Source organism: Pseudomonas sp. 22189 (assembly GCF_052045635.1).
Taxonomy (GTDB): Bacteria; Pseudomonadota; Gammaproteobacteria; order Pseudomonadales; family Pseudomonadaceae; genus Aquipseudomonas; species Aquipseudomonas parakoreensis.
Genome location: NZ_JBQEPG010000002.1, coordinates 252,651 through 277,540 on the forward strand (window position 1 = coordinate 252,651; position 24,890 = coordinate 277,540).

Annotated in this window: 25 protein-coding genes and 2 tRNA genes; 14 read left to right on the forward strand and 13 right to left on the reverse strand. The window is 59.6% G+C overall.

The window, feature by feature from the left end; genetic code table 11:
• Positions 1–30: 30 nt before the first annotated feature.
• The 7 genes from ACTJKS_RS02890 to recX all read left to right on the forward strand — a co-directional run bounded on the left by ACTJKS_RS02890 (position 31) and on the right by recX (position 4,748).
• Entirely contained in the window at positions 31–1,233 is a 1,203-nt protein-coding gene (locus tag ACTJKS_RS02890; RefSeq protein WP_041072234.1) for a carbohydrate binding domain-containing protein, read from the forward strand.
• 9 nt (positions 1,234–1,242) lie between these two features.
• Complete coding sequence (locus tag ACTJKS_RS02895; RefSeq protein WP_041072232.1) at positions 1,243–1,461, forward strand: hypothetical protein; 219 nt, start codon at positions 1,243–1,245, stop codon at positions 1,459–1,461.
• 33 nt (positions 1,462–1,494) lie between these two features.
• Positions 1,495–2,061 (forward strand): glycoside hydrolase family 19 protein, encoded by a 567-nt coding sequence (locus ACTJKS_RS02900; protein ID WP_108181856.1) that lies wholly within the window; start codon positions 1,495–1,497, stop codon positions 2,059–2,061.
• Positions 2,040–2,558, forward strand: a complete 519-nt coding sequence (locus ACTJKS_RS02905; RefSeq protein ID WP_108181857.1) for a lysis system i-spanin subunit Rz — start codon at positions 2,040–2,042, stop codon at positions 2,556–2,558. The genes ACTJKS_RS02900 and ACTJKS_RS02905 overlap by 22 nt, the downstream gene beginning before the upstream one ends.
• Before the next feature lie 68 nt (positions 2,559–2,626).
• Positions 2,627–3,127, forward strand: a complete 501-nt coding sequence (locus ACTJKS_RS02910) for a CinA family protein (RefSeq protein WP_108181858.1) — start codon at positions 2,627–2,629, stop codon at positions 3,125–3,127.
• An 83-nt stretch (positions 3,128–3,210) separates the two neighbouring features.
• Positions 3,211–4,269: a recombinase RecA gene (recA, locus tag ACTJKS_RS02915; protein ID WP_003222269.1), complete on the forward strand. Its 1,059-nt coding sequence runs from the start codon at positions 3,211–3,213 to the stop codon at positions 4,267–4,269.
• An 8-nt stretch (positions 4,270–4,277) separates the two neighbouring features.
• Positions 4,278–4,748 carry a recombination regulator RecX gene (gene recX, locus ACTJKS_RS02920; RefSeq protein ID WP_108181859.1) on the forward strand — a complete coding sequence of 157 codons (471 nt, stop codon included), beginning with the start codon at positions 4,278–4,280 and terminating at the stop codon, positions 4,746–4,748.
• Between the two features lie 56 nt (positions 4,749–4,804).
• On the opposite strand, the gene ACTJKS_RS02925 is transcribed toward recX, so the two are convergent.
• Entirely contained in the window at positions 4,805–5,923 is a 1,119-nt protein-coding gene (locus ACTJKS_RS02925) for a TIGR00730 family Rossman fold protein (RefSeq protein ID WP_108181860.1), read from the reverse strand.
• A 358-nt stretch (positions 5,924–6,281) separates the two neighbouring features.
• Here ACTJKS_RS02925 and ACTJKS_RS02930 point away from each other — a divergent pair, with 358 nt between their 5' ends.
• Positions 6,282–6,476, forward strand: a complete 195-nt coding sequence (locus ACTJKS_RS02930; protein ID WP_041072222.1) for a hypothetical protein — start codon at positions 6,282–6,284, stop codon at positions 6,474–6,476.
• Here the strand turns inward: ACTJKS_RS02930 and ACTJKS_RS02935 are convergent, their stop codons facing one another.
• Complete coding sequence (locus ACTJKS_RS02935) at positions 6,477–6,902, reverse strand: PA3611 family quorum-sensing-regulated virulence factor (RefSeq protein WP_041072220.1); 426 nt, start codon at positions 6,900–6,902, stop codon at positions 6,477–6,479.
• A 189-nt stretch (positions 6,903–7,091) separates the two neighbouring features.
• On the opposite strand from ACTJKS_RS02935, the gene ACTJKS_RS02940 reads away from it, so the two are divergent.
• The 3 genes from ACTJKS_RS02940 to ACTJKS_RS02950 all read left to right on the forward strand — a co-directional run bounded on the left by ACTJKS_RS02940 (position 7,092) and on the right by ACTJKS_RS02950 (position 9,150).
• Positions 7,092–7,838, forward strand: a complete 747-nt coding sequence (locus tag ACTJKS_RS02940) for a tRNA-uridine aminocarboxypropyltransferase (RefSeq protein ID WP_262948024.1) — start codon at positions 7,092–7,094, stop codon at positions 7,836–7,838.
• A gap of 224 nt (positions 7,839–8,062) precedes the next feature.
• Positions 8,063–8,713 carry a response regulator transcription factor ErdR gene (erdR, locus tag ACTJKS_RS02945; RefSeq protein ID WP_041072218.1) on the forward strand — a complete coding sequence of 217 codons (651 nt, stop codon included), beginning with the start codon at positions 8,063–8,065 and terminating at the stop codon, positions 8,711–8,713.
• 74 nt (positions 8,714–8,787) lie between these two features.
• On the forward strand, positions 8,788–9,150 hold the full coding sequence (locus ACTJKS_RS02950) for a diacylglycerol kinase (protein ID WP_042607041.1): 363 nt from the start codon (positions 8,788–8,790) through the stop codon (positions 9,148–9,150).
• On the opposite strand, the gene ACTJKS_RS02955 is transcribed toward ACTJKS_RS02950, so the two are convergent.
• Positions 9,147–10,073 (reverse strand): LysR family transcriptional regulator, encoded by a 927-nt coding sequence (locus ACTJKS_RS02955; protein WP_007964377.1) that lies wholly within the window; start codon positions 10,071–10,073, stop codon positions 9,147–9,149. The two genes, ACTJKS_RS02950 and ACTJKS_RS02955, sit on opposite strands and share 4 nt — an antisense overlap.
• A 133-nt stretch (positions 10,074–10,206) precedes the next feature.
• On the opposite strand from ACTJKS_RS02955, the gene fpr reads away from it, so the two are divergent.
• Positions 10,207–10,986: a ferredoxin-NADP reductase gene (gene fpr / locus ACTJKS_RS02960; protein ID WP_003222277.1), complete on the forward strand. Its 780-nt coding sequence runs from the start codon at positions 10,207–10,209 to the stop codon at positions 10,984–10,986.
• A 182-nt stretch (positions 10,987–11,168) separates the two neighbouring features.
• On the opposite strand, the gene tsaA is transcribed toward fpr, so the two are convergent.
• The 5 genes from tsaA to rimO form a co-directional block, all read right to left on the reverse strand.
• Positions 11,169–11,867 (reverse strand): tRNA (N6-threonylcarbamoyladenosine(37)-N6)-methyltransferase TrmO, encoded by a 699-nt coding sequence (gene tsaA / locus ACTJKS_RS02965; RefSeq protein ID WP_108181862.1) that lies wholly within the window; start codon positions 11,865–11,867, stop codon positions 11,169–11,171.
• A gap of 9 nt (positions 11,868–11,876) precedes the next feature.
• Entirely contained in the window at positions 11,877–12,344 is a 468-nt protein-coding gene (locus ACTJKS_RS02970) for a DUF1456 family protein (protein ID WP_108181863.1), read from the reverse strand.
• A 72-nt stretch (positions 12,345–12,416) separates the two neighbouring features.
• A complete protein-coding gene (locus tag ACTJKS_RS02975; RefSeq protein ID WP_108181864.1) occupies positions 12,417–13,127 on the reverse strand; it encodes an rRNA pseudouridine synthase in 711 nt (236 codons plus the stop codon).
• A gap of 156 nt (positions 13,128–13,283) precedes the next feature.
• On the reverse strand, positions 13,284–13,757 hold the full coding sequence (locus tag ACTJKS_RS02980; RefSeq protein WP_108181865.1) for a GNAT family N-acetyltransferase: 474 nt from the start codon (positions 13,755–13,757) through the stop codon (positions 13,284–13,286).
• A 201-nt stretch (positions 13,758–13,958) separates the two neighbouring features.
• A complete protein-coding gene (gene rimO / locus ACTJKS_RS02985; RefSeq protein ID WP_047292002.1) occupies positions 13,959–15,296 on the reverse strand; it encodes a 30S ribosomal protein S12 methylthiotransferase RimO in 1,338 nt (445 codons plus the stop codon).
• A 349-nt stretch (positions 15,297–15,645) separates the two neighbouring features.
• Here rimO and ACTJKS_RS02990 point away from each other — a divergent pair, with 349 nt between their 5' ends.
• Positions 15,646–17,487: a potassium transporter Kup gene (locus tag ACTJKS_RS02990; RefSeq protein ID WP_411157854.1), complete on the forward strand. Its 1,842-nt coding sequence runs from the start codon at positions 15,646–15,648 to the stop codon at positions 17,485–17,487.
• Positions 17,488–17,928: 441 nt separating this feature from the next.
• Here the strand turns inward: ACTJKS_RS02990 and ACTJKS_RS02995 are convergent, their stop codons facing one another.
• The 4 genes from ACTJKS_RS02995 to ACTJKS_RS03010 form a co-directional block, all read right to left on the reverse strand.
• Positions 17,929–19,221: a virulence factor family protein gene (locus ACTJKS_RS02995; RefSeq protein WP_108181868.1), complete on the reverse strand. Its 1,293-nt coding sequence runs from the start codon at positions 19,219–19,221 to the stop codon at positions 17,929–17,931.
• Positions 19,221–21,860 carry a bifunctional lysylphosphatidylglycerol flippase/synthetase MprF gene (gene mprF, locus ACTJKS_RS03000; RefSeq protein ID WP_108181869.1) on the reverse strand — a complete coding sequence of 880 codons (2,640 nt, stop codon included), beginning with the start codon at positions 21,858–21,860 and terminating at the stop codon, positions 19,221–19,223. Before mprF ends, ACTJKS_RS02995 begins: the two co-directional genes overlap by 1 nt.
• 279 nt (positions 21,861–22,139) lie before the next feature.
• Positions 22,140–22,216 (reverse strand) — tRNA-Met (locus tag ACTJKS_RS03005).
• A 208-nt stretch (positions 22,217–22,424) separates the two neighbouring features.
• Positions 22,425–22,501 (reverse strand) — tRNA-Met (locus ACTJKS_RS03010).
• A gap of 280 nt (positions 22,502–22,781) precedes the next feature.
• Here ACTJKS_RS03010 and dinB point away from each other — a divergent pair.
• The gene (dinB, locus tag ACTJKS_RS03015; RefSeq protein ID WP_047292012.1) at positions 22,782–23,843 is read left to right on the forward strand and encodes a DNA polymerase IV; all 1,062 of its coding nucleotides are present in this window, start codon (positions 22,782–22,784) and stop codon (positions 23,841–23,843) included.
• Positions 23,844–23,928: 85 nt separating this feature from the next.
• Here dinB and ACTJKS_RS03020 read toward each other — a convergent pair whose 3' ends face one another.
• Positions 23,929–24,882 carry a hypothetical protein gene (locus ACTJKS_RS03020; RefSeq protein ID WP_027614341.1) on the reverse strand — a complete coding sequence of 318 codons (954 nt, stop codon included), beginning with the start codon at positions 24,880–24,882 and terminating at the stop codon, positions 23,929–23,931.
• Positions 24,883–24,890: the final 8 nt, after the last annotated feature.

Sequence of the window (24,890 nt, forward strand, 5' to 3'; positions counted from 1 at the left end):
GGTTTGCTGAGCAACCGAGGATAAATAAACATGGATTACCCAAAAAGTGTCCCGGGCTCCGGCCTGGTCGACGGCAAATTTGTCGACGAAGACGCCATCGCCGGAACACCGGGATCGCTGATCCCGGCCAGTTGGGGCAACAGTGTTACTCAGGAAATACTCAACGCCATCACCGCGGCCGGTTTGAAACCGGATGAAGCACAAACCGATCAGTTGGCGCAGGCCATCCGCCAATTATCGAAGCCTGACCCACTGCAGCAGTTTCCGGTGCAGGTCTATCGCCGGAATGTGCTGATCAATGGCGGCTTCGATATCTGGCAGCGCGGAACGACCAACCAAGGCCCCAATATCGGTGGGTATGTAGCCGATCGTTTTCGCTGTGACTGGAATGGCAATGCTGCCGTGGCCATTTCTCGCCAGGATTTTGCCCCTGGCCAGACAGACGTGGCAGGTGAGCCGAGCTATTTCTTGCGCTGGCAGCAAACCACGGCGGGCGTTGGCGCTACCGAGCACAAGATTTCCCAAGGCGTTGAATCGGTCAGGACTCTGGCTGGAAAAACCGCCACCGTGACATTTTGGGCGCGCTCCGACGCCGCGCGCCCGTTGAAGGTAACCATCGGTCAGTACTTCGGCAACGGTGGTTCGGAAGCCGTCGTCAAAGTGGTCGATGTCTTTGCATTGAACACTGCATGGACCAAATACAGCGCGACGTTTCAGGTGCCAGTGATCGCGGGAAAAATGCTCGGCACCAATGATTACTTGCGGTTGGCTTTTGATCTGCCACTTAACGTTTTGCAAACCGTGGATCTTGCACGGGTTCAACTCGAGGAGGGACCGGTTTCCACGCCGTTCGAATATCGTCCTGTTGGTGAAGAGCTGATGTTGTGTCAGCGCTACTTCGAGAAGTCGTTTGCCAGTCGTTTACCGATTCGTGCAAACAATGGTGTCGTAACCTGCATCGTTACGTTCACTCAGGCTGCGGCCGGGAATACCGGTCAATACGGCATGGTTATAGACATGCAGGTTCAGAAGAGAGTGCAACCCACCGTCGTCCTGTATTGCCCCGGAAATGAAAGCAGTCAGGTCTGGAACTACTCGCAGGGTGTGGCATGCACGGGGACCACGGTGCAAAGTGTGACACAGCGAAGTTTCGCCATCGGCACCGTGACGCCTGTGAGCAGTCAGCCCGGTAACGGATTGCAGATTGAATGGACAGCGGACGCTGAAATCTAGGGGTAGCTCATGACATATCAACTGACCGCCTGTGGTGTATTGCGCGTTGAAGATGCCGCGTTTATTCCACAGGACACGACCAATCGCGACTGGCTTGAGTATCAGCAATGGCTGTTAACCGGCGGACAGGTGCTGCCATCGAATGACGCACTCGAAGAGTCTGTACCCAACAACACCCTGACAACTCTGGCAAAAAAATGGCTGGGGGCCGTTGCTCGCCAACCATGATTCAATCGGAGCATCCAGGGAGGATTACGCATCATGCAAATAACTGAAGACAACCTTAAAACCATCATGCCCAACGCCCGCTCCCAAGCGGGCGTTTTTGTTTCTGCACTAAATAGCGCAATGACTCGCCGCCATATCGACTCGCCAAAACGTATCGCTGCGTTTCTCGCGCAGATCGGTCACGAGTCCGGCCAGTTGCAATACGTGCGCGAGCTGGGCAACAACCAGTACCTGAGCAAATACGACACCGGCACGCTGGCCTTGCGTCTGGGTAACACGCCCGAGGCTGACGGCGACGGGCAGAAGTACCGCGGTCGCGGGCTGATCCAGATCACCGGGCGCAGCAACTATCGCCAGTGCAGCCTCGGCCTGTTCGGCGATGAGCGTCTGCTGTCCTTGCCTGAGTTGCTTGAGCAACCGCAATGGGCAGCGGAATCGGCGGCATGGTTCTGGGAACAGAACGGCCTGAACGATCTGGCCGATCGCGATCAGTTCAACAGCATCACTCGCCGAATCAACGGCGGGTTGAATGGTCTGCAGGATCGGCTGGATATCTGGGCGCGGGCGAGGGCGGTGCTATGTCCATCTCCTGGCGCCTGATCGGCATTTTGCTGCTGGCTGCGGTGGCCGCTGCGCTGGCCTGGCAGTTTCAGGACTGGCGTTACGGGCGACAACTCGCGGAGCAGGCGCGGTTAAACGCCGACACTCTCAATCAGCTGAATGTGGCCGCAGCCAGCGCGCAGCAGATCGAGCAGGATAAACGTCTGGCCCTCGAGCGACGCCTGGCGGCCAGTGAACAAACCCACTATCGAGCCATGAGCGATGCACAACGTGATCAAGATCGCCTGCGCGATCGTCTTGCCACTGCTGATCTGCGCCTGTCAGTCCTCATCGACGCCGGCGACGCTGCCCAAGGCTGCGGGGTGCCAGCCACCGCCGGCCCCGGCGGCGTGGATCATGCAGCCGTACGCGCCCGACTTGACCCGGCGCATGCTCAACGAATTATCGCCATCACCGACACCGGCGACCGCGGACTGATTGCTCTGCAGGCCTGTCAGGCCTATGTCAGAGCGCTGGCGCCCGAACATTTTGAATGAGTCTGTGTATTGAAAGCGCAACCGGGTCGTGTACGGTGGTAGTCATTCCACCCGATTCGGAGCGCACCGTGAAAGAGATCACTCAACTGGCTGCCGAGCTTGGCCGACGTTTGCAGTTGCTCAACGCCCACGTCACCACGGCCGAGTCGTGTACCGGTGGCGGGATTGCCGAGGCGATCACGCGGATTCCCGGGAGTTCGGCGTGGTTCGAGGCCGGTTACGTGACCTACTCCAACCGGCAGAAGACCCAGCAACTGAATGTGCCCGCCGACTTGTTCGGTACGGTGGGTGCGGTCAGTCGCGAAGTCGTCGAGTCGATGGTGCGGGGCGCGCAGAAAAACAGCCTGGCGCGGTTTGCCGTCGCCGTCAGCGGCGTGGCCGGGCCCGATGGCGGTACACCGAACAAGCCGGTGGGCACGGTGTGGCTGGCGTGGGGCGTGGGCGATGCGATTTCCAGCGAGGTTCAGCACTTCCCCGGCGGCCGCGACGAAGTGCGCCGACAAACGGTGAAGGCCGCGCTAGAGGGGCTGTTGCGACTAGCGGCACGAGAAATCGAAAATCAGGGGTAGGCGATCCGCGAACGCTGTGGAATAATACTGGCTACTTATACAGGTGTTGGCCGTCAGGCCTTATTGATTACGTGAGGACTTTAATGGACGACAACAAGAAGAAAGCCTTGGCTGCGGCCCTGGGTCAGATCGAACGTCAATTCGGCAAGGGTGCCGTAATGCGTATGGGCGATCAGGACCGTCAGGCGATCCCGGCCATCTCCACCGGCTCTCTGGGTCTGGACATCGCACTCGGCATCGGCGGTCTGCCAAAAGGCCGTATTGTTGAAATCTACGGTCCTGAATCTTCCGGTAAAACCACACTGACACTGTCCGTGATCGCCCAGGCTCAAAAAGCCGGTGCGACCTGCGCCTTCGTCGACGCCGAACACGCCCTCGACCCTGAGTACGCCGGCAAGCTGGGCGTCAACGTCGACGACCTGCTGGTTTCGCAGCCGGACACCGGCGAACAGGCTTTGGAAATCACCGACATGCTGGTGCGCTCCAACGCCGTCGACGTGATCATCGTCGACTCCGTGGCGGCACTGGTACCGAAGGCTGAAATCGAAGGCGAAATGGGTGACATGCACGTGGGCCTGCAAGCCCGTCTGATGTCCCAGGCGCTGCGTAAAATCACCGGTAACATCAAGAACGCCAACTGCCTGGTGATCTTCATCAACCAGATCCGCATGAAGATCGGCGTGATGTTCGGCAGCCCGGAAACCACCACCGGTGGTAACGCGCTGAAGTTCTATGCTTCGGTCCGTCTCGACATCCGCCGTACCGGCGCGGTGAAGGAAGGCGACGAAGTGGTCGGCAGCGAAACCCGCGTCAAGGTTGTGAAGAACAAGGTGGCTTCGCCGTTCCGTCAGGCCGAGTTCCAGATCCTTTACGGCAAAGGCATCTATCTCAATGGCGAAATGATCGACCTGGGCGTGCTGCACGGTTTCGTCGAGAAGTCCGGCGCCTGGTATGCCTATGAAGGCACCAAGATCGGTCAGGGCAAGGCCAACTCGGCCAAGTTCCTGGCAGACAACCCGGAAGTCGCTGCCAAGCTCGAGAAGCAGCTGCGTGACAAACTGCTGTCGCCAGCAGTGATTGCGGACTCCAAGGCCTCTGCGGTCAAAGAGACCGAAGATGACCTGGCTGACGCTGATATCTGATCGCAGCGATGACCACCGCTGTACTGGATACCCTCGTCGCGGTGCGGCGAACCGCCATGGACCTGCTTGCTCGACGCGAGCACGGTCGAGTTGAGCTGACGCGTAAACTGCGTCAGCGCGGCGCTGAGGCGGAAATGATCGAAACAGCCCTCGACCGGTTGACGGAAGAGGGGCTGCTTTCTGAATCCCGTTACCTTGAAAGCTTTGTTTCCTACCGTGCCCGCTCCGGTTATGGCCCCTTGCGCATTCGCGAAGAGCTGGGTCAGCGTGGTTTGCAACGCGCCGACATCGAACTCGCACTGCGTGAGAGCGGTATCGACTGGCAGGAGCAGCTTCGGGATACATGGCAGCGCAAGTTCTCCGGACATTTGCCGATTGATGCCAAGGAGCGTGCCAAACAAGGTCGATTCCTCGCCTATCGGGGCTTTTCGATGGAGATGATCAACCGCTTGTTCAGCGGCAGAGGGATGGACGACTAAGTCGGTTTAAATAGAAACGGCCCGCTATGAAAATAGCGGGCCGTTTTTTTTTGCCTTCAAATAACCTTCGAAGGTTCGCGTGTGCGATGTGTGGTCTGCGGTTTGCTATGGGCCCAATTTTCCGGAAGGTTGATGTAATCCACCAGTTCCCTGAGTCGGCCGTGGTCCCGGGCGTTGAAGGCGAACGCCAGCCGCACCAGATGGCTGTACTGCGCTTCGTCGTGTTCTTCACCGCTGTAGGCGTGTTGATGGAACTGGTCGCTCAGACACAGATCGGCGAAAGCCTCCTGCATATGCGCCAATGCCTGGTCGCTGAGCTTATGGTGCATACGAATAACGAACTGACGCTTGAGCCAGCGGCTGGAGTGGAAGTTGCTATAGAACTGGTTGATTTGCTGCACCGCCTCATCGACGTTATAGACCAGTCGCATCAGTTTCAGGTCGGTGGGCAGGATGTAGCGGTTTTCTTCAAGTTGCTGGCGAATGAAATCCAGTGCTCCCTGCCAGAACGTTCCACCCAGTGTATCCAGCAATACCACAGGCACCAGAGGACTTTTGCCGGTCTGGATCAATGTCAGGACTTCCAGTGCTTCGTCCAGTGTTCCAAACCCGCCAGGGCACAGCACCAGCGCATCGGCTTCCTTGACGAAGAACAGTTTGCGGGTGAAGAAAAAATGGAACGGCAGCAGGTTGCCTGTGCCGTCCACAGTCGGGTTGGCATGCTGTTCGAAGGGCAGGGTGATATTGAATCCGAGGCTGTGGTCACGTCCGGCACCCTCGTGCGCGGCTGCCATGATTCCGCCACCAGCGCCGGTGATGACCATCATGTCTGAACGTGTCAGGGCCGCGCCGAGTTCCCGGGCCATTGCATACAGTGGATGCTCGACCGGCGTGCGTGCCGAGCCGAACACGGTGACTTTGCGTCGCCCCTTGAATTGTTCCAGCACCCGGAACGCCTGCTCCAGTTCGCGCAGGGCCTGCAGGGTGATCTTGGCGTTCCAGCGGTTGTGATCTTCCTGGGCCATGCGCAGCACGGTCAGGATCATGTCGCGATAGATCGGCAGGTTCGGGCTGTTGGGAGAAACCTGGTTGAGTTGTTCTTCGACCTTGTTGATGAGGTCGGGAAGTTGTTCCTGAAAATGCCGGCTGAGCAGGTCATTCGGTTGGTAAGGCATTCAACGTCTCCTTCTGCACAGAGCTTGTGGCCCTGACGTGCGGCGTCAGTGCCGCGCTGCAAAAAAACACACACTCGGCAGCTCCTTGTCCTGCCGTGAACAGATGATCGGGAATACTTTGAATCTAGACCCTCGCGAGCCATTGCGCTGAGTTGATCATTACGCCGCGCAGTCTTTTTCTGGCAGCCGTTGGGTGTCATTGGCAAAGAATGTTCACCGCTCGTCCGAACGTACGCCGTAGAGCAATCGCTCTGATTTACTAACTTACAGGCACTGTACGACAGCTTGGAGTCAGCCGCCGTACGCAGGGTGCGCGCTTTTCAGGGATTCGCGGGTAGCAGGCAAGGAGGCGGGATAGATGGCCAGAGTGGTTCTGGAAATCGATACGCAGCTGTATCGGATGTTGAAAGCATCAGCCGAGGCCAATCAAGTCAGTCTCGAAGAGGAGTGCTGCCGACGTCTGGCAGGTGGTGAACGGCGTTCACGCTATTTACAGGCCCTGGTGGCCGAATTGCGCGCCGAGGATGAACAGCGGCGCGCCAATACCCGGTGATTACTTCTTCTTCGCCGGGGCTGCTTTCGGGCAATCGGAATCCTGATAGCTGGCCGAGCCGATGGCTTTGTTGGTTTTATATTCAGTGAAGTCGTAACGCATGACCGCGCCTTTGGCCATCAGCTTGCGGTACGACGGGTTATTGCACACCGAAGCACCCAGCTGGAAATACACCGCTTTTGGATCAGCGCGCATCTTTTCGGCGTGGCTGGCCTGTACGCTCAGGTGGTTGATCAGGGTGATGCCTTCAACGGTGTAGCCCTGATCGAGAATGTCTTCGTTGATCGCCCGTGGCGTACCAACGCTGCTTTGTTCGGCGATGTTGCGCAGTTCTTTGTTCAGATTCTGCTCTTTCAACGACGCCGCTTGTGCGCTGAAGGACAACGCCAGCGCGATGGCGGCGGTGGGAACGATTAGGCGCAGCATGAAACTCTCCTGATTCAGTGACTGGTGGTTCGACCAGCCCTGTGGCTGTGCGTTCAGTGGCGCCGGATTATAGGGGAGCCGGTCGGGACGGTACAGGTTTGCGCTCGCCGCTCTGGTAAACTGCCGGCCTTTATTACCTTGCCGAGTGCTGTGCGTGTCGAGTTTTCCTGCTGTGGTGCGTTGCCTGTGATCAAACATGCCCCCAACGCTGTAGCCCGTTTGCGCGACCAGCGCGAGGACGAGGGCATCAAGCCGATTCAGGCCCGAGGTTTTCGCTCCGAACGTTGCCGCGACTGCCGGGTGATCATCAGCCATTGCCTGTGCGCCTGGCGACCAACGGTCGAGTCCCGTTCCGGCGTGTGCCTGATCATGACCGGCAAGGAAGTGTTCAAACCGAGCAACACCGGCTGGCTGATTGCCGATGTGGTACGCGACAACCACGCGTTCATCTGGTCGCGCACCGAGCCTGACTCGCAGATGCTCGCGCTGCTCAACGACCCGCAATGGCAGCCGTACCTGGTATTTCCCGGCGAATACGTAGAACCGTCACGGGTGACCAACACCGTCGCCGTCGATAGCAGCAAGCGTCCATTGTTCATTCTGCTGGATGCGACTTGGACCGAGGCGCGCAAGATCTTCCGCAAGAGTCCGTATTTCGATCGCTTGCCCATTCTCAGCCTGTTGCCCGACAGACTCTCGCGTTATCGCCTGCGTCGCTCCACCCGTAGCGAACACCTGTGCACCGCCGAAGTCGCGGCGTTGTGCCTGGAGCTGGCAGGGGACAGCGATGCGGCTTCGGCACTGGACGCGTATTTCGATGTGTTCAGCCAGCATTACCTGGGCGCCAAACAACAGCTGGACATGAACGAGTCGACCCCGGCGCACGCCGAGTTGTTGCCTTATATACGAAAGCCGCAGGCAGTGTTGGCGCCATAGTGGCCCATACTTCACGCAGCGGCGGCCGTGCTGCTTGACCACCCCGGCTTCGCTGGGCATGCTTGGCGCCGATTAGGGTGCGGCCAAGGTTTGAAACGCCGTGTTTGCTTGTGATTGGCGTTGAACGTGCCCCTGTGGATAGCGCTGTGCAGCGCTCTCTTGAGTTGCTTTGGCGAGGCTCGAATGCGTCGGGTCTGCCATCAAAAAACAGGATCATTTGAAAAATGGCCACATACGACATCCTGATTGCCGATGATCACCCTCTGTTTCGTAGCGCACTGCATCAAGCGGTGACGCTGGGCCTTGGCCCGGATGTACGACTGGTGGAGGTGGCGAGCATCGCCGAGCTGGAAGCACGCCTGACGGAAAAATCCGACTGGGATCTGGTCCTGCTGGACCTGAACATGCCCGGCGCGTTCGGGTTTTCCGGTCTGGTCATGTTGCGCGGGCAGTACCCGCAGATTCCGGTGGTGATGGTCTCGGCGCAGGAAGAGGCCTCGGTCATGGTCAAGTCCCGCGAGTTCGGTGCCAGCGGCTTTATTCCCAAGTCCAGCGACCTGAGCATGATCCAGCAAGCCGTGCGCAAGGTGCTCGATGGCGATGTGTTCTGGCCACCGCAGGCGTTCGAAGCGGTCAGTGTCTCCGCCGAAGCCAAAGCTGCCAGCGACGGCCTTGCCAGCCTGACCCCGCAACAGTTCCGCGTATTGACCATGGTCTGTGAAGGCCTGCTGAACAAGCAGATTGCCTATGAGCTGAACGTGTCCGAAGCGACCATCAAGGCTCACGTTACAGCGATCTTTCGCAAGTTGAACGTACGCACCCGGACACAGGCTGCATTACTTCTGCAACAACTTGAGTCAATTCCGAGCCAATAAAGGCTGGCGTCTTCACGCTTTTTTGACTTTTGTTGCTCTAGCTTTCCCACTCCTTTCTGGTTGGTTTTTACCTTATGTCACCTTTCAAGGGCCAGACCGGCCTGAAACGCATCCTCAACGCTTCCGGTTACTCGCTGGACGGCCTGCGCGCAGCCTTCACCGGCGAAGCGGCATTCCGCCAACTGGTGCTGCTCAATGTGGTGCTGATTCCGCTGACGTTCTTCCTGAATGTCAGCCGCGTCGAACAGGCAGTGCTGATCGCCGTCTGCCTGCTGGCGCTGATCGTCGAGTTGTTGAACTCGGCAGTAGAAGCGGCGATTGACCGCATTTCCCTGGAACTTCACCCACTGTCCAAGAATGCCAAGGACATGGGCAGCGCTGCGCAATTCGTAGCCCTGAGCATGATTGCCCTGGTGTGGGCGGTGATTCTGCTTTAAGCGATACTTGGCAAGACGATCTCGTCGCTGCGCTGCACCCCGGCGGTGAAAGCGCGGCACAGATCGAGAAATTCGCGCATGGCCGACGTCTGATATTTCTGCTTGTGCCAGATGAAGTAAAACTGTCGCGCCAGATCCAGATCAGGCGTTTCCACCGCCACCAGGCTGCCGCGCCGAAACGCATCGCGCAGCGCCAGCCGCGAAATACAGCCAATCCCCAATCCTGATTCCACCGCGCGTTTGATCGCTTCAGTGTGTTCCAGCTCCAGGCGGATATTCAGTGCACTGCGATGGTGACGCATGGCCTGATCGAACGTCAGCCGCGTACCGGAGCCTTGTTCGCGCAGAATCCACGCTTCGTGTGTCAACTCTTCCATGGTCGCGCTGCCGCGTTTGGCCAACGGATGTTGCGGTGCGCAGAACACCACCAGCTCATCTTCGACCCAGCTCTGCACTTCGATGTCCGGATGGCTGCAGTCACCTTCGATTAGACCCAGATCAATTTCGTAGTGAGCGACTTGATGCACGATATTGGCCGTGTTCTGCACATGCAGCTTTACCTGGCTTTCGGGATGACGCTGCATGAAGCCGCCGATCAACAGGGTCGCCAGGTAATTGCCGATGGTCAGGGTGGCACCCACCGACAGTGAGCCGAAACCGGATTTGCCATTGAGCAGGTCTTCGATTTCCTTGGACTGATCAAGCAGGGCCACGGCTTGCGGCAGCAGCTGTTTGCCCAGCGCGTTGAGGCTCAGGCGTTTGCCGGCGCGGTCGAACAGCTGGCAGCTGGACTGGCGCTCCAGTTCGGTAATAGAGGTGCTTGCCGCCGATTGCGAGAGGTTGAGCAGACCCGCAGCACGGGATACGCTTTCCTGCTGGGCGACGGCGACGAAGACTTGCAGTTGACGAAGAGTAAATCGCATATCGATATAACCGATAACCCTTATCTTAATAATCCAGTTAACAGATATTGTCGTCGCTATTAGAATGCGTTGCAATTGCGCACTGTCGGCCGCAACGGCGAGCGCAGACCCAATATCCAGGAGTCCCACGTACATGAGCAACATGAACCACGAGCGTGTCCTCAGTGTTCATCACTGGAACGACACTCTGTTCAGCTTCAAGTGCACCCGCGATCCGGGCCTGCGCTTCGAGAACGGTCAGTTCGTGATGATCGGCCTGCAACAGCCAAATGGCCGCCCGCTTATGCGCGCTTACTCGATCGCCAGCCCGAACTGGGAAGAGCATCTCGAGTTCTTCAGCATCAAAGTGCCTGATGGTCCGCTGACTTCGCAGCTGCAGCACCTGAAGGAAGGCGACGAGATCATCATCTCGAAGAAGCCTACCGGCACCCTGGTACTGGACGACCTGAACCCGGGCAAGCACCTGTATCTGCTGAGCACCGGCACGGGTCTGGCGCCGTTCATGAGCGTGATTCAGGACCCGGAAACCTACGAGCGCTTTGAAAAAGTGATCCTGGTGCACGGCGTGCGCTACGTCAACGAAGTCGCCTATCGCGAGTTCATCACCGAGCACCTGCCGCAGAACGAGTTCTTCGGTGAAGCGCTGCGTGACAAGCTGATCTACTACCCGACCGTGACCCGCGAGCCGTTCGAGAACCAGGGCCGTCTGACCGACCTGATGCGCAGCGGCAAGCTGTTCAGCGACATCGGCCTGCCACCGATCAACCCGCAGGACGACCGCGCGATGATCTGCGGCAGCCCGAGCATGCTCGACGAGACCAGCGAAGTGCTCGACAGCTTCGGCCTGAAGATCTCGGCGCGGATGCGCGAGCCGGGTGATTACTTGATCGAGCGCGCGTTCGTCGAGAAGTAAGCCCCAAGAAAAAGCCCCCATTGCCGGCGAAGGCAATGGGGGCTTTTTCATGCCCGAAATATTTTCTTCCTTCCTGCCTGCCACAATCCATGTAGGAGCTGCCGCAGGCTGCGATCTTTTGATCTTGAAAAGGCAAAATCAAAAGATCGCAGCCTGCGGCAGCTCCTACATTGAGCGAGGTCTCAGGTGTTGGCCGGGATGACTTCCAGTACGCAAATCTGCTCCGGCGTCGGGTAATGCCAGCGCACGTCCAGATCCCAGAACTGCGCACCGTACTCGCGCTCCGGCGCCGGCGTCTGATACGCCGGGCGCGGATCCTGGGCCAGACACTGCTCGATCAACTCGACCAGAGGCTCGTCAAGGCGCTGAGCATGGCCGTGCGCCTGTTGCAGCGCGGCGTCTGTCCACTGCACGTCAATCAGCTGTGGCGCGGCGCTGGCGATGCTGTTGGAGGCTTCGGGGATGATATCGGCGTAAGGCACATAGGGTTTGATGTCGAGGATCGGCGTGCCGTCGAGCAGGTCGATGCCCGAGATGAACAGCCGATGCGCCTCGACCTTGTCCAGCTTTACCACCGACTGGCCGATGCCATTAGGACGGTGAGTGGCGCGGGTGGCGAACACGCCCATGGACTTGTTGCCACCCAGACGTGGTGGGCGCACTTTCAGGCGCGGCTTTTCTTCCAGCGCCTGATGAAACAGGAACAGCAGCCAGACATGGCTGACCTGCTCCAGCCCTTGCACGGCGTCTCCCTGATCGAACGGCGCCACCAGCTCCAGCACGCCACGGGCGGCGGGGGCCAGTTGTGGCTGGCGCGGAATGGCGAACTTCTCCTTGAAGCAGGAGCGCACAAAACCAATGGGGGAGACGCTGTATGTCATGTTGCGTGATCAGCCACGAACGCGCAGGGTCAGGCCCTTGAGGAAATTGCGCAGCAACTGATCGCCGCACGGGCGGTAGTTGGTGTGGCCGACCTTGCGGAACAGCGCGCTCAGCTCAGGCTTGGACACCGGGAACTCGGCAGCCTTGAGGATCGCGTGCATGTCGTCTTCCTTCAGTTCGAAAGCCACGCGCAGCTTTTTCAGAATGATGTTGTTGGTCACCGGCACTTCGATCGGCTGCGGTGGACGACTTTCGTCCTTGCCACGCTTGAAGATCACCAGGCCATCGAGGAAGTGCGCCATGACCTCGTCCGGGCAGCGCACGAAGCCTTCTTCGTCTTCTTCTTTCTTGTCGAGGTACGCGACGACGTCTTTCAGCTCCACGTCCATGCCGCCGAGCTTGATGATCTCGATGACTTTCTTGTCGCTGATGTCGAGCATGTAGCGCACGCTGCGCAATACGTCGTTATGAATCATGTGGGTCATCCTGATAATCGTTGTGGGCAACGTGCAGGCACGCTGCCGGAATGTGTGGCGGCAACAGAGGTGTCAGAACTTCTCTTTGCCGGACAGGTAGCGCCATTGGCCCACCGGAACCTTGCCGATCGACACGCCGCCGATGCGGATGCGGCGGATGCCGACGACCTTCAGGCCAACCGCTTCGCAGAACTGCGCGATGATCCCCGGCTGCGGGTTCTTCATGGCGAAGCGCAGGCGGTTTTCGTTCTGCCAGCTGGCCTTGACCGGCGGCAGCTCCTTGCCCTTGTGGGTCAGACCATGCTGCAGGCGATTGAGGCCGTGGGCAACCATGTCACCGTCGACCTCGACTACGTATTCTTGCTCGATCTTGGCCGCATCGGCAGTCAGTTTGCGCAGCACTTTCCAGTCCTGAGTGAATACCAGCAGGCCGCTGGCCTTGGGCTGCAGGTCGGCGCTGGCGGTCAGGCGCAGGAAGTGTCCGCGCAACGGACGTTTGCCGTAGCGGTGCTCTTCGCTGAGGGTGTCGGCGCTGAGCGATTGCATGGCGGTGTCGACGTCCATACCGGCCGGCACGTTGAGCAGAATCGTGACCGGCTCCGGCGCGGTGGCCTTGGCGTCCTTGTCGAGTTCGACCTTCTGGTCGCCGACCTTGAACTGCGGTTCGTCGATCACTTCGCCGTCCACGGTGACCCAGCCGCCCTCGATGAACAGCTCGGCCTCCCGGCGGGAGCAACCGACCAGTTCGATGAGGCGTTTGGAGAGGCGAATCGGGTCAGTCATGACAGGGCCGTAACAAAAAAGGGGTGGGCATTGTACCTGCCTGGCGCCGGTTAAGCCCGGTTCCATTTGTAGGAGCTGCCGAAGGCTGCGATCTTTTGATCTTCACAAAGCAAAANTCGCAGCCTTCGGCAGCTCCTACAGTGGGATTGTGGTGAGTCAGGCATGGCTTGAGCGCTGCTGGTTCTGGCGCAAGCGCATATGCAGCAGCGGATACGGCTGGCCCATGCCGTCGACTTCCGAGCGGCCGATCACTTCAAAACCCTGTTTGAAGTAAAACCCCAGCGCCTGCGGGTTCTGTTCGTTGACGTCCAGTTCATCGGCATTCAGATGTTGCATGGCGTAGTTGAGCAGTTTCTTGCCCAAACCCTGGCCGCGATGCTCGGGATCGATGAACAGCATTTCGATCTTGCCCGCCGCCACGCCGGCAAACCCGGTGATGCGCTGGTTGGCGTCCTTGGTACAGATCAACATCACCGCATCCAGGTAACGGGTGAGCACCAGATTGCGCAGCAATTCGATGTAGCTGTCCGGCAGAAAGTCATGGGTCGCGCGGACCGAGGCCTCCCAGACCCGGGTCAGTTCCTGATAGTCGCTGAGTTTCGGCGTGTGAATGACCGAATGCTGACGCATGCCCGTCGCCTCTTTCCAGTGGATAAGCGGGATTCCTTCCCACAGCAAACAATAGCCGTAAAAAAGCCCCGCATCTCGTAAAAAGTGCGAGGCTTTTGATATCTGCGCATTCCCTGTAGGCGCTGTCGAGTGAAACGAGGCTGCGATCTTTTCAAGATCAAAAGATCGCAGCCTTTGGCAGCGCCTACGGGTGTGCGGCGTTTAGATCTGCTCAGCCCACAGGTCGTATTCGTCAGCGTCAGTCACCTTGCACCAGACCTTGTCGCCCGGCTTGAGGTTGCTGCCGTTGTCGATGAACACGTTGCCGTCGATTTCCGGGGCATCGAAGAAGCAGCGGCCGACGGCGCCTTGCTCGTCGACTTCGTCCACCAGCACTTCGATCTCGCGGCCGATGCGCATTTGCAGGCGTGCCGAGCTGATCGCCTGCTGGTGCGCCATGAAACGCTCCCAACGGTCTTGCTTGACGTCGTCCGGGACCACTTCCAGGTCCAGGTCATTGGCCGGCGCGCCATCGACTGGTGAGTACTGGAAGCAACCGACGCGGTCGAGCTGGGCTTCGGTCAGCCAGTTCAGCAGGTACTGGAAATCTTCTTCGGTTTCGCCCGGGAAGCCGACGATGAAGGTCGAACGGATGATCAGGTCCGGGCAGATCTCGCGCCAGTTCTTGATCCGCGCCAGCGTCTTGTCTTCGAACGCCGGGCGTTTCATCGACTTCAGGACTTTCGGGCTGGCGTGCTGGAACGGGATGTCCAGGTACGGCAGGATCTTGCCGGCGGCCATCAGCGGGATCAGCTCGTCAACGTGCGGGTACGGGTAAACGTAGTGCAGACGCACCCACACGCCCAAGGTGCTCAGCGCTTCGCAGAGTTCGGTCATGCGGGTTTTCACCGGCGCGCCGTTCCAGAAACCGGTGCGGTATTTCACGTCGACACCGTAGGCGCTGGTGTCTTGCGAAATCACCAACAGCTCTTTGACGCCGGACTTGACCAGGCGCTGGGCTTCGTCGAGCACATCACCCACCGGACGGCTGACCAGTTTGCCGCGCATCGACGGGATGATGCAGAAGCTGCAGCTGTGGTTGCAGCCTTCGGAAATCTTCAGGTACGCGTAGTGGCGCGGGGTCAGCTTGATGCCTTGCGGCGGCACCAGGTCGATCAGCGGGTTGTGGTCCTGTTTCGGCGGCACCACTTCGTGCACCGCGTTGACCACTTGTTCGTACTGCTGCGGACCGGTCACGGCCAGCACGCTCGGGTGTACGTCGCGGATGTTGCCTTCTTCCACGCCCATGCAACCGGTGACGATGACCTTGCCGTTTTCCTTGATCGCTTCACCGATTACTTCCAGCGACTCAGCCTTGGCCGAGTCGATGAAACCGCAGGTGTTGACGACTACAACGTCGGCGTCCTGATAAGTGGACACCACGTCATAACCTTCCATGCGCAGCTGGGTCAGGATGCGCTCGGAGTCGACCAGTGCTTTCGGGCAACCCAGAGATACAAAGCCAACCTTTGGATTGGCCGGCGCAGGAGTGGTGGACATGTCTAACCTCGGTGTTTTGTGACGTCGCTTGCCGTGTGGGAAAGTCGACGGACGGGCGCTCAGGGTGCGCCTCTGATCAAAAAGTGCGCAATTCTAGCGATGAGCAACGCACTTGACCAGCTTTATGCAGGGAAATACGACGAGTGCTGCGCTATGCTTCGCGCCGTTGAGCTTTACCGTTTTTTTACAGTCAACAAAACGACTGTAACAACAGGTAAAACAGCGCATGCTGCACCACAAAGCATAGTGCTTCATTCAAAGAAGCCGGTTTGAGAATCAGGAGTGTTGGATGGGTCAGGCAAGTAGTCAGGCGGCGGGCGCCGAGCATTCGGCTGCAAAACCGCTGAGCATGCTGGTCGCGGCAGTCGGGGTGGTTTACGGCGACATCGGCACGAGCCCGTTGTACACCCTCAAAGAAGTGTTTTCCGGCGCATACGGCGTACCCGTCAATCACGATGGAGTGCTGGGCATTCTGTCGTTGATCTTCTGGTCGCTGATCTGGGTCGTTTCAATCAAATACATGATGTTCGTCCTGCGCGCCGACAACCAGGGCGAGGGCGGCATCATGGCGCTTACCGCGCTGGCACGTCGTGCGGCGGGCAAGCGCAAGCGGTTGCGTTCGTTGCTGGTGGTGTGCGGGCTGATCGGCGCGGCGCTGTTTTACGGTGACAGCATGATCACCCCGGCGATTTCCGTGTTGTCGGCGATCGAAGGCCTGGGCCTCGCGTTCGACGGCATTGACCACTGGGTGGTGCCGCTGTCGCTGTTGGTGCTGGTCGGCTTGTTCCTGATCCAGAGCCACGGTACGGCGCGGATCGGTATTCTGTTCGGGCCGATCATGGTCACCTGGTTCCTGGTGCTCGGCGCCCTCGGGGCGTATGGCATCAGCCATTACCCGGAAGTGCTGCATGCGCTGAACCCGGTCTGGGCGGTGCGTTTCTTCATGGTGCACGCCGGAATGGGCGTGGCGATCCTCGGCGCGGTGGTACTGGCGCTGACCGGTGCCGAAGCGCTTTACGCCGACATGGGCCACTTCGGCCGCAAGCCGATTGCCCGTGCGTGGTTCCTGCTGGTGCTGCCTGCACTGGTGCTGAACTACTTCGGTCAGGGCGCCTTGCTGCTGGAAAACCCGGAAGCGGCGCGCAACCCGTTTTACCTGCTGGCGCCAAGCTGGGCACTGATTCCGCTGGTGGGGCTGTCGACCCTCGCGACTGTCATTGCCTCGCAAGCGGTGATTTCCGGCGCGTTCTCCCTGACCCGTCAGGCGATCCAGCTCGGTTACATCCCGCGCATGTACATCCAGCACACTTCCAGCGATGAACAAGGCCAGATCTACATCGGCGCGGTGAACTGGTCGCTGATGGTCGGCGTAGTGCTGCTCGTACTCGGCTTTGAATCCTCTGGCGCCTTGGCTTCGGCGTACGGTGTGGCAGTAACCGGCACGATGCTGATGACCACCATTCTGGTGTCGGCCGTCATGCTGCTGCTGTGGAAATGGCCGCCGATTCTCGCGGTGCCGGTGTTGATCGGTTTCCTGTTGGTGGACGGTTTGTATTTCGCCGCCAACGTGCCGAAAATCGTGCAGGGCGGTGCGTTCCCGGTGATCGCCGGTATTGCCCTGTTTGTGCTGATGACCACCTGGAAGCGTGGCAAGCAATTGCTGGTCGAACGCCTTGATGAAGGCGCGCTGCCGCTGCCGATCTTCATCAGCAGCATCCGCGTGCAACCGCCGCACCGCGTGCAGGGCACTGCGGTGTTCCTCACCGCACGCTCCGACGCCGTGCCGCATGCGCTGTTGCACAACCTGCTGCACAATCAAGTGTTGCACGAGCAAGTGGTGCTGCTGACCGTGGTCTACGAAGACATCCCGCGCGTGCCGCCATCGCGGCGCTTCGAAGTCGAGGCCCACGGCGAAGGCTTCTTCCGGGTGATCCTGCACTTCGGCTTCACCGACGAGCCGGACGTGCCGCAGGCACTGAAGCTATGCCATCTGGATGATCTGGACTTCAGCCCGATGCGCACCACTTACTTCCTCAGCCGCGAAACGGTGATCGCCTCGAAACTCGAAGGCATGGCCCGTTGGCGCGAGGCGCTGTTCGCGTTCATGTTGAAGAATGCCAACGGTAACCTGCGGTTCTTCAATCTGCCGCTCAACCGGGTGATTGAGTTGGGGACGCAGGTGGAGATGTAGCCGCGCCCTAACTGGAAAGCCCCCGTCGGCCCTTTGGCTGGCGGGGGCTTTTTTGTGCCCGCACATAAACCTCAAGTCCACCACAAATCCCCTGTGGGAGCTGGCTTGCCAGCGATGAGTCCGGCACATCAAGAATCAATGTCGACTGACTCACCGCCATCGCTGGCAAGCCAGCTCCTGCAAGGTTATGAGGTGCATTCAGGCAGATCGGCTTCGGATTCGGTTATCGTCCGCGCAGGTCGTGGGCACTAAACATCTGGCACTGATTTCCTGTGGGAGCGAGCCTGCTCGCGAAGGTGTAGTGTCAGTCGACGAATATGTTAACTGACTCACCGCTTTCGCGAGCAGGCTCGCTCCCACAGGGGATTTTGGTGGCGGCTGGAATGTAAAAAGCCCCCGCAAGCGTAAGGCTGCGGGGGCTTTTTGTTTGGCCGGCTCAGATCACTCTGCCGGCTGATCCTTGCTCTGACGCTTCTCGATCAAGTCCACCAGGCGCTTGGCCAGCGCCGGGTAGTTCTCGTCGAAGTGGTGGCCGCCGGGCAGTTTTACCGCTTCGCCGACGGCAGTCTTGTCGGTGCAGCCGCTTTCGTCGGTCTCTTCGGCGCCGTAGATGCACACCACTTTGGCGGCGGGCAGCTTGGCCATTTCCGGGCCGGTGGCGGCTTCTTTGCCGGCGTTGCCGAGCCAGCCTTCGACTTCGATTTCGAAGCTGCCGGTGCGGGCGAAGGCCAGCAGGATGATGGCGTCGACGCGTTGCTGCTCGGTGTCTGGCAGGCGGTTGTAGATCGCCGGCAGGACGTCGGCACCGAACGAGTAACCGGTCAGGATGAAGCGCTTGGTGCCCCATTTCTGCCGGTAGTGTTGCATCAGTTCGGTCAGATCCAGCGCGCTTTGCTCAGGGCTCTTGTGCTGCCAGTAGTAGCGCAGGGTGTCGATGCCGACCACCGGGTAGCCAATCTTGGCCATCTCGCCGGCGACGTCGCGGTCGAGGTCGCGCCAGCCGCCGTCACCGGAGAGGAACAGGGTCACGGTGTCCTTGGCCTGACCGGCTGGCACTTCAACCACCGGGATCGCCAGACCACCATTGGCCTTGTCGCCGCCGACGAGGATCTTGCGCAGTTCGTTGTTCAGCACCTGCGGCAGGTTGATGTCGTAGTCGCTGATGCTGGTTTCGGCGTTCGGTTGATCGCGCACGAAACCGGCGCTGGTGTCGTCCGGGTTGTCGTTCCATGCCACCAGCCAATGGCCATGAGCCGCGGACTTCGGCAGCAGGTGAGTGCAGCCGGGTTTTTCCAGCGCCAGGTCGACCGAGATCGCCTGGGCCTTGTCGTCCTTCTGCTCGGACAACCAGCGCCAGGCCAGCACCGCGCCAGGGCCGATACCGCTGACCAGCGTGGCCGGGCCATTCAGTTCGCGCAGGCCGGTTTGCAGGGCGCGGCTTTGTTGCAGGCAGTCCTTGGGCAGAATCACCTGAACGATCTGCGCCGAGGCGCTGCGGCTCAGAGTGCTCAATTGGTTGTCGGTCAGCTTCTGGTCGTCATTGACCGCGACCAGCACCTGAGCCTTGGGCTGGGTGCCGGGAATGACGCGGGTCATGATCGTGCCGTCGGCAGCCGTCAGTGGTTGCAGTGTCGGTTGCGGTGCCGGGCGTTTGAGGTACCAGTAACCGCCGCCGGCAATCACGGCCAGCACGATCAGTGCGGCCAGGATGTACTTCAGGGAGCGTTGAATCATCAGCGTTTCACCAATCCAGTCAAGCCGCCCGCGATCAGGGCAGCAGTATCGGCCAGCGCCACCAGCGGATCGAGTCCGGCGGGCACTGCCATATAACGGGGTTCCCAGTCAGGCTGGAACTTGTCTTTGAAGCGGCGCAAGCCTTGGAAGTTGTACAGCTGCTCACCACGGCGGAAGACCATCGAGCCCAGACGCTGGGTCAGCGGTGCACCTCGCCGGGGTTGCAACCCCGACAACGGCACCATGCCCAGGCTGAAGCGCGCGTATCCGTGACTCTTATAGTGTTGAATCAGGCCGACCATGAGGAACTCCATGGTCAGCTTAGGGGCGTCCGGGTGCGAGCGCATCAGATCGAGGCTGGCCAGGTCATGGCTGTAAGTCTCGAGCAGGTTGGCGAACGCCACCGGGCGGCCCTCGAAGCGAATCACCGCAATGCGGAAATGCTTCAGATAATCGTCGCTGAAACGGCCGAGGGAGAAGCCTTTCTCGCGCACGTTCTTGCCGGTCAGCCACGCATCGGAAATCACTTTCAACTCATCCATCGGCGCCTGGCCCGGCTCATGGATTTCCAGCGACAGACCGTCGCGGGTGCCACGGTTCCAGGTGTAGCGCAGGTCTTTCATCTCCTTGCCCTTGGCTTCCAGGTCAAAGCGATGCAGATCGACCCGGGCTTCTTCGCCGAGCTTGATCGCGGTCAGGCCGATGTCCATGTAGTACGGCAGGTTCTCGGCGCGCACCTGATAGAACACCGGACGGGTGTGATGGATGTCGCACAGGTCGCGGAACTGCCAGATCATCTCGGCACGCTGCTGGCCGGGGCCGATCGGGTCGTACAGCGCCACCAGGCTGCGGCCGCGACGGGCGTACATCAGGAACGCCTCGTCGTTGGGGTGAAACAGCAGCGCCTTGTCACCGGTCAGGGCGAGGCCGCCATCGGGTTGCGACGAGGCCATCAGGATTTTCGCGGCGCGATCCAGTTCGTCCGGGGTGGGCAGATGAATCACCGGGCGTGCGGTGCGCAGCAGCCAGGTCAGGGCGATCACCAGCAACAGCACCGCCGCGCCGAGCAGCGAGCGCAGGCCGCGCGGGGCGTCAGCGTCGAGGGTGAACTGCCACCACAGTTGATGGCTGTACGGCACGTCCTGATAGGCGAACAGCAGCAGCCATGTCGAAGCGCCCAATACACACAGGCTGGCCACCAGATACAGCGGCGAGAACGGCAGTTCGGTCAGGCGACTCGGACGATAGAACGAACGGCGGAACACCCCGAGCAGCGCCGCGGTGAGCGTCATCAGCGTGGCTTCTTCCCAGTCGAAGCCTTTGAGCAGCGACAGCAGGGCGCCGACCAGCAACAGAATAGTGGTCAGCATCCACGCCGCTGACAGGCGACGGCGCAGGCCCTGAGCGAGCAACAGACACAACACGCCAATCAGGCTGGCGCCGAAGTGCGAGGCGTCGACCAGGCGATGCGGGATCAGAAACCCGATGTGTTCAAGGCGCGTATCGATCTCCGGGGTGGCACCGGAAAACAGCAGTACCACGCCGGACAGGAACACCAGCACCGCCAGAATCGGCGCGGCCAGACCGGACGCTGCGCGCATGGTCTGGGTCTGGAACAGGCGCTGGCCTTCGTTGATCAGCAAAAACAGGCAGGCCACCAGCAGCGGCAGCACCACATAGATCAGGCGATACAGCAGCAGGGCGGCGGCCAGCGGCGCGGCGCCGAGGGTGTCAGCGAAAGCGGCCAGCAGGATCGCTTCGAAGACCCCGACCCCGCCCGGCACATGGCTGAGGACGCCGGCGGCCAGGGCCAGCAGGTACACCAGCAGGAAAGCGCCGAACGGCGGGGCTTCCGGCAGCAGCAGATAGAGCACGGTGGCGGCGGCGGCGACGTCGAGGGCGGTGATGATCAGTTGCAGGAAGGTCAGGCGCCGGCCCGGCAGGCGCAATGTGCGGCGACCGACCCTGACCAGCAAGTTGTCGCGGTATGGTTGCTCCGGCAGGCGGCGGCGATAGATGCCGACGGCCAGAATCGCGCCAAGCCCCAGCACCACCGCGGCGATCGTGCCGAGCAGGCCTTCTGACAAACCCAATGCAGTGGAGGCGGCGGGCAGATCGCTCAGGGTCGCGAGGGCGGCCAGCGGAGGCAAGGCGCAACCCAGCGACAGGCTGGCGAACAGCGTCATGTGCGCGACTTCCGATGCCCCCAGACCATGTCGTGCATATAAACGGTAGCGCACCGAGCCGCCGGACAGCAGCGACAGGCCGATGGCGTTGCCAATCGCAAATGCGGTGAAGCCACCCAGCGCCAGAGTGCGCGGCGGTAGTGTCACGCCGGCATAGCGGCTGGCCGACCATTCATAGCCCAGCAATATGATGAAGCCGACTACCGTAGCAGCCACTGCGCCGAGCAGGGCCGGTTTCGGCACCGCCAGGATCGAGTCATGCAGGGCATACAGATCGAGTTCGCTCAGCAGATGGCGGCAGGCAATCAGCGCAATGGCAAACAGCAGCAACGTGACCGCCAGACCGATCGGCTGGCGATATTTGCTCAACCGATCCAGCAAGCGCAGGCGCTCGGGTTTGATCGGATGTTCTGCTGTGACGGTGTCTTGTGAATCAGACGAGTTGGCGCGCATCAATCACCTCTTGGATTGTGCGCGACAGGATGGAGGTATCCAGCCAAGTTACCAATCCCTGTAGAAAAAAATAATCACAAAATACTACGCCTCTCATCCGGGATCGGCGAGGGCGGGTCATGGATTGCAGACGTCTTGCCTGCGACTCAAGCATAGTCGCAACTGGGCGGGTCTGATGATCCTGAGCGTTTCACTGCAGCGTGACAGATCATTGTTGCGAAAGGACTTTTTCCACAGATACAAAAAAGGCCACTCTTTCGAGCAGCCTTTTTTGATGTTTGGTTGCGGGAGCCGGATTTGAACCGACGACCTTCGGGTTATGAGCCCGACGAGCTACCAGACTGCTCCATCCCGCGTCTGTGTGGCGGCATTCTACAGGCGAACGGCGAGGTGTCAACCGCTAATCCCGTAAAGGGTCAAATAAGTGTGAATTTGCGTCAAACGGTCGCAGCGCAACGGTAAGTTTCGGAAATGCAACGAATTCCTGTTTGCTCGACTGCGCGTTGATTGAAAAACAGACGCGCACAAAAAAGGCCACTCTTTCGAGTAGCCTTTTTTGATGTTTGGTTGCGGGAGCCGGATTTGAACCGACGACCTTCGGGTTATGAGCCCGACGAGCTACCAGACTGCTCCATCCCGCGTCTGTGTGTCGGCATTCTACAGAGGATCGCCGGGGTGTCAACCTTGAATCTGGATAAATCTGTTCCTGTTCAATCGGTTAGCGCTTTTTGCAGTGCAGGAGAAGGGCGCGCAGGGCAGGTGGGGCAAGGCTTTCAGCTCTATCGGTCGGTGATTCTCGATTGAGAAAATAAATTCATGGTTGTTTTCCTACAACCTGAAAAGAACCTTCAGACCACTGGTGCTATATACAGGTGTGAGTGAGATACTGCGTTTCCGGCTCGCCATGTTTCCTTTTCTGTCATGACCCAGCGAAAAATCATCCACGTCGACTGTGACTGTTTCTACGCCGCCATCGAGATGCGCGACGACCCGAACCTGGCCGGCAAGCCATTGGCGGTGGGTGGGTCGGCGGATCGGCGTGGAGTGATTGCAACCTGCAACTATGAAGCGCGGGCCTACGGTGTGCGCTCGGCAATGTCATCAGGCCATGCCTTGAAGCTGTGCCCCGACCTGACCATTGTCAAGCCACGCATGGACGCCTATCGCGAAGCCTCGAAGGAAATTCATACGATCTTTCGCGATTACACCGACCTGATCGAACCGCTGTCGCTGGACGAAGCCTATCTCGACGTCTCCGACAGCGCGCATTTTGGCGGCAGCGCCACGCGTATCGCTCAGGATATTCGCCGGCGCGTATCCAATCAGTTGCACATCACCGTGTCTGCGGGTGTGGCGCCGAACAAGTTTCTGGCCAAGATCGCCAGTGACTGGAAGAAGCCCAACGGGCTGTTCGTCATTACTCCGGATCAGGTGGAAGATTTCGTCAGTGGTCTGCCGGTGAGCAAATTGCACGGCGTCGGCAAAGTCACCGCGGACAAGCTGGGCAAACTCGGCATCGCCGATTGCCTGCAATTGCGCGAGTGGGACAAGTTGGCGCTGGTGCGCGAATTCGGCAGTTTCGGTGAGCGACTCTGGAGTCTGGCCCGTGGGATTGATGACCGGCTGGTGCATAACGACAGTCGCCGTCAGTCAATCAGCGTGGAAAACACCTACGACGTCGATCTGCCGGATCTGCGAAGTTGCCTCGACAAGCTGCCGGAACTGCTGGACACCCTGAAAACCCGCATGGAGCGGATCGACAGCAGTTATCGCCCGGGCAAGCCGTTCGTCAAAGTGAAGTTCCATGACTTTACCCAGACCACACTGGAGCAGGCCGGGGCAGGGCGCGATCTGGGCAGTTATCAGTTGATGCTGACGCAAGCGTTCAACCGTGGCGGGAAACCGGTGCGATTGTTGGGCGTGGGGGTCCGGCTGGAGGACTTGCGCGGCGGGTTTGAGCAGATGGAGTTGTTTGAGCGTTAAAAGTCAAAAGATCGCAGCCTGCGGCAGCTCCTACATTGGAATGCGTTCCNTGTAGGAGCTGCCGCAGGCTGCGATCTTTTAAGGCTTAATTCGGTCCAGGATCAGCCACCAGGCGCCCGGCATCCTTGGTCAGCGACTTGAGAAACTCGGCCTGCAATTCAGGATCGTTACGCGTCAGTTCGATCAGGCTTTGCTCCAGTTCGCTGGCTTCTTCTTCCAGACCCAGCTCCGACAGGCGCTTGACTCGGTGGACCCATTGGCTCACTTCGTCGTCTTCCAGATCGTCATAAATCAACCCGTGGGCTTCGAGCAACTTGCTGCGCAAATGACTGCTGATCGCCAGGGACGAATCGCTGTGCACGTCATCCTTGCCGTCTTCGACGCTGATCTGCAGTTTGCCGATGTGATTCAGGTCATTTTCGGCGAACGGACTGTCCAGCAGGTTCAGGCGCAGCACGCCGTTGCGGTCAGTGGTCATGTCGAAGGTCTGCTTGCCGGCCTTGACCTGCACCGGGCGCTCGCTCCACGGCAGGCTCGAATATTCCGTGCGCTTGTCGCGCTGGACTTCATCGATACCGGCCAGGTTCTGTTGTGCACGACCGTGAGACTGCACGTTCATGAACGGGTTGACCCCGGCAATGCCGTAGTTCAGCCAGTCCTTGGTCACGCTGTCCGGCAGATTGCCCAAAGCGAACACGTTGACCACATTGGCACCGATACCAGCGACCACCGCCACTGCACCCAACGGAATCTCATAGATTTCGCGCCAGGGCTGGTAAGGCGTGTAGCGGTCGTAACGGCGTGTGACTTCGAACTCGGTGACTTCGAAGGTCTTCTGTTCGTTGATCTTCACACGTCGTTGCGGCAGCTCGAGCACCTTAGGCTCACCGACATCGATCTGCAGGCTGTGGTCGAGCAGTTTGCGCTCGACCCGCTCTTCGTGCTCGCTGCGCTGTGACATCTGATTGGCACAGCCGCTGACCAGCAGGGCGCCGCACAAGGCGGCGCCACCGAGGCCCAAGGTGTTTCGCTTGAACATGAGGTCTC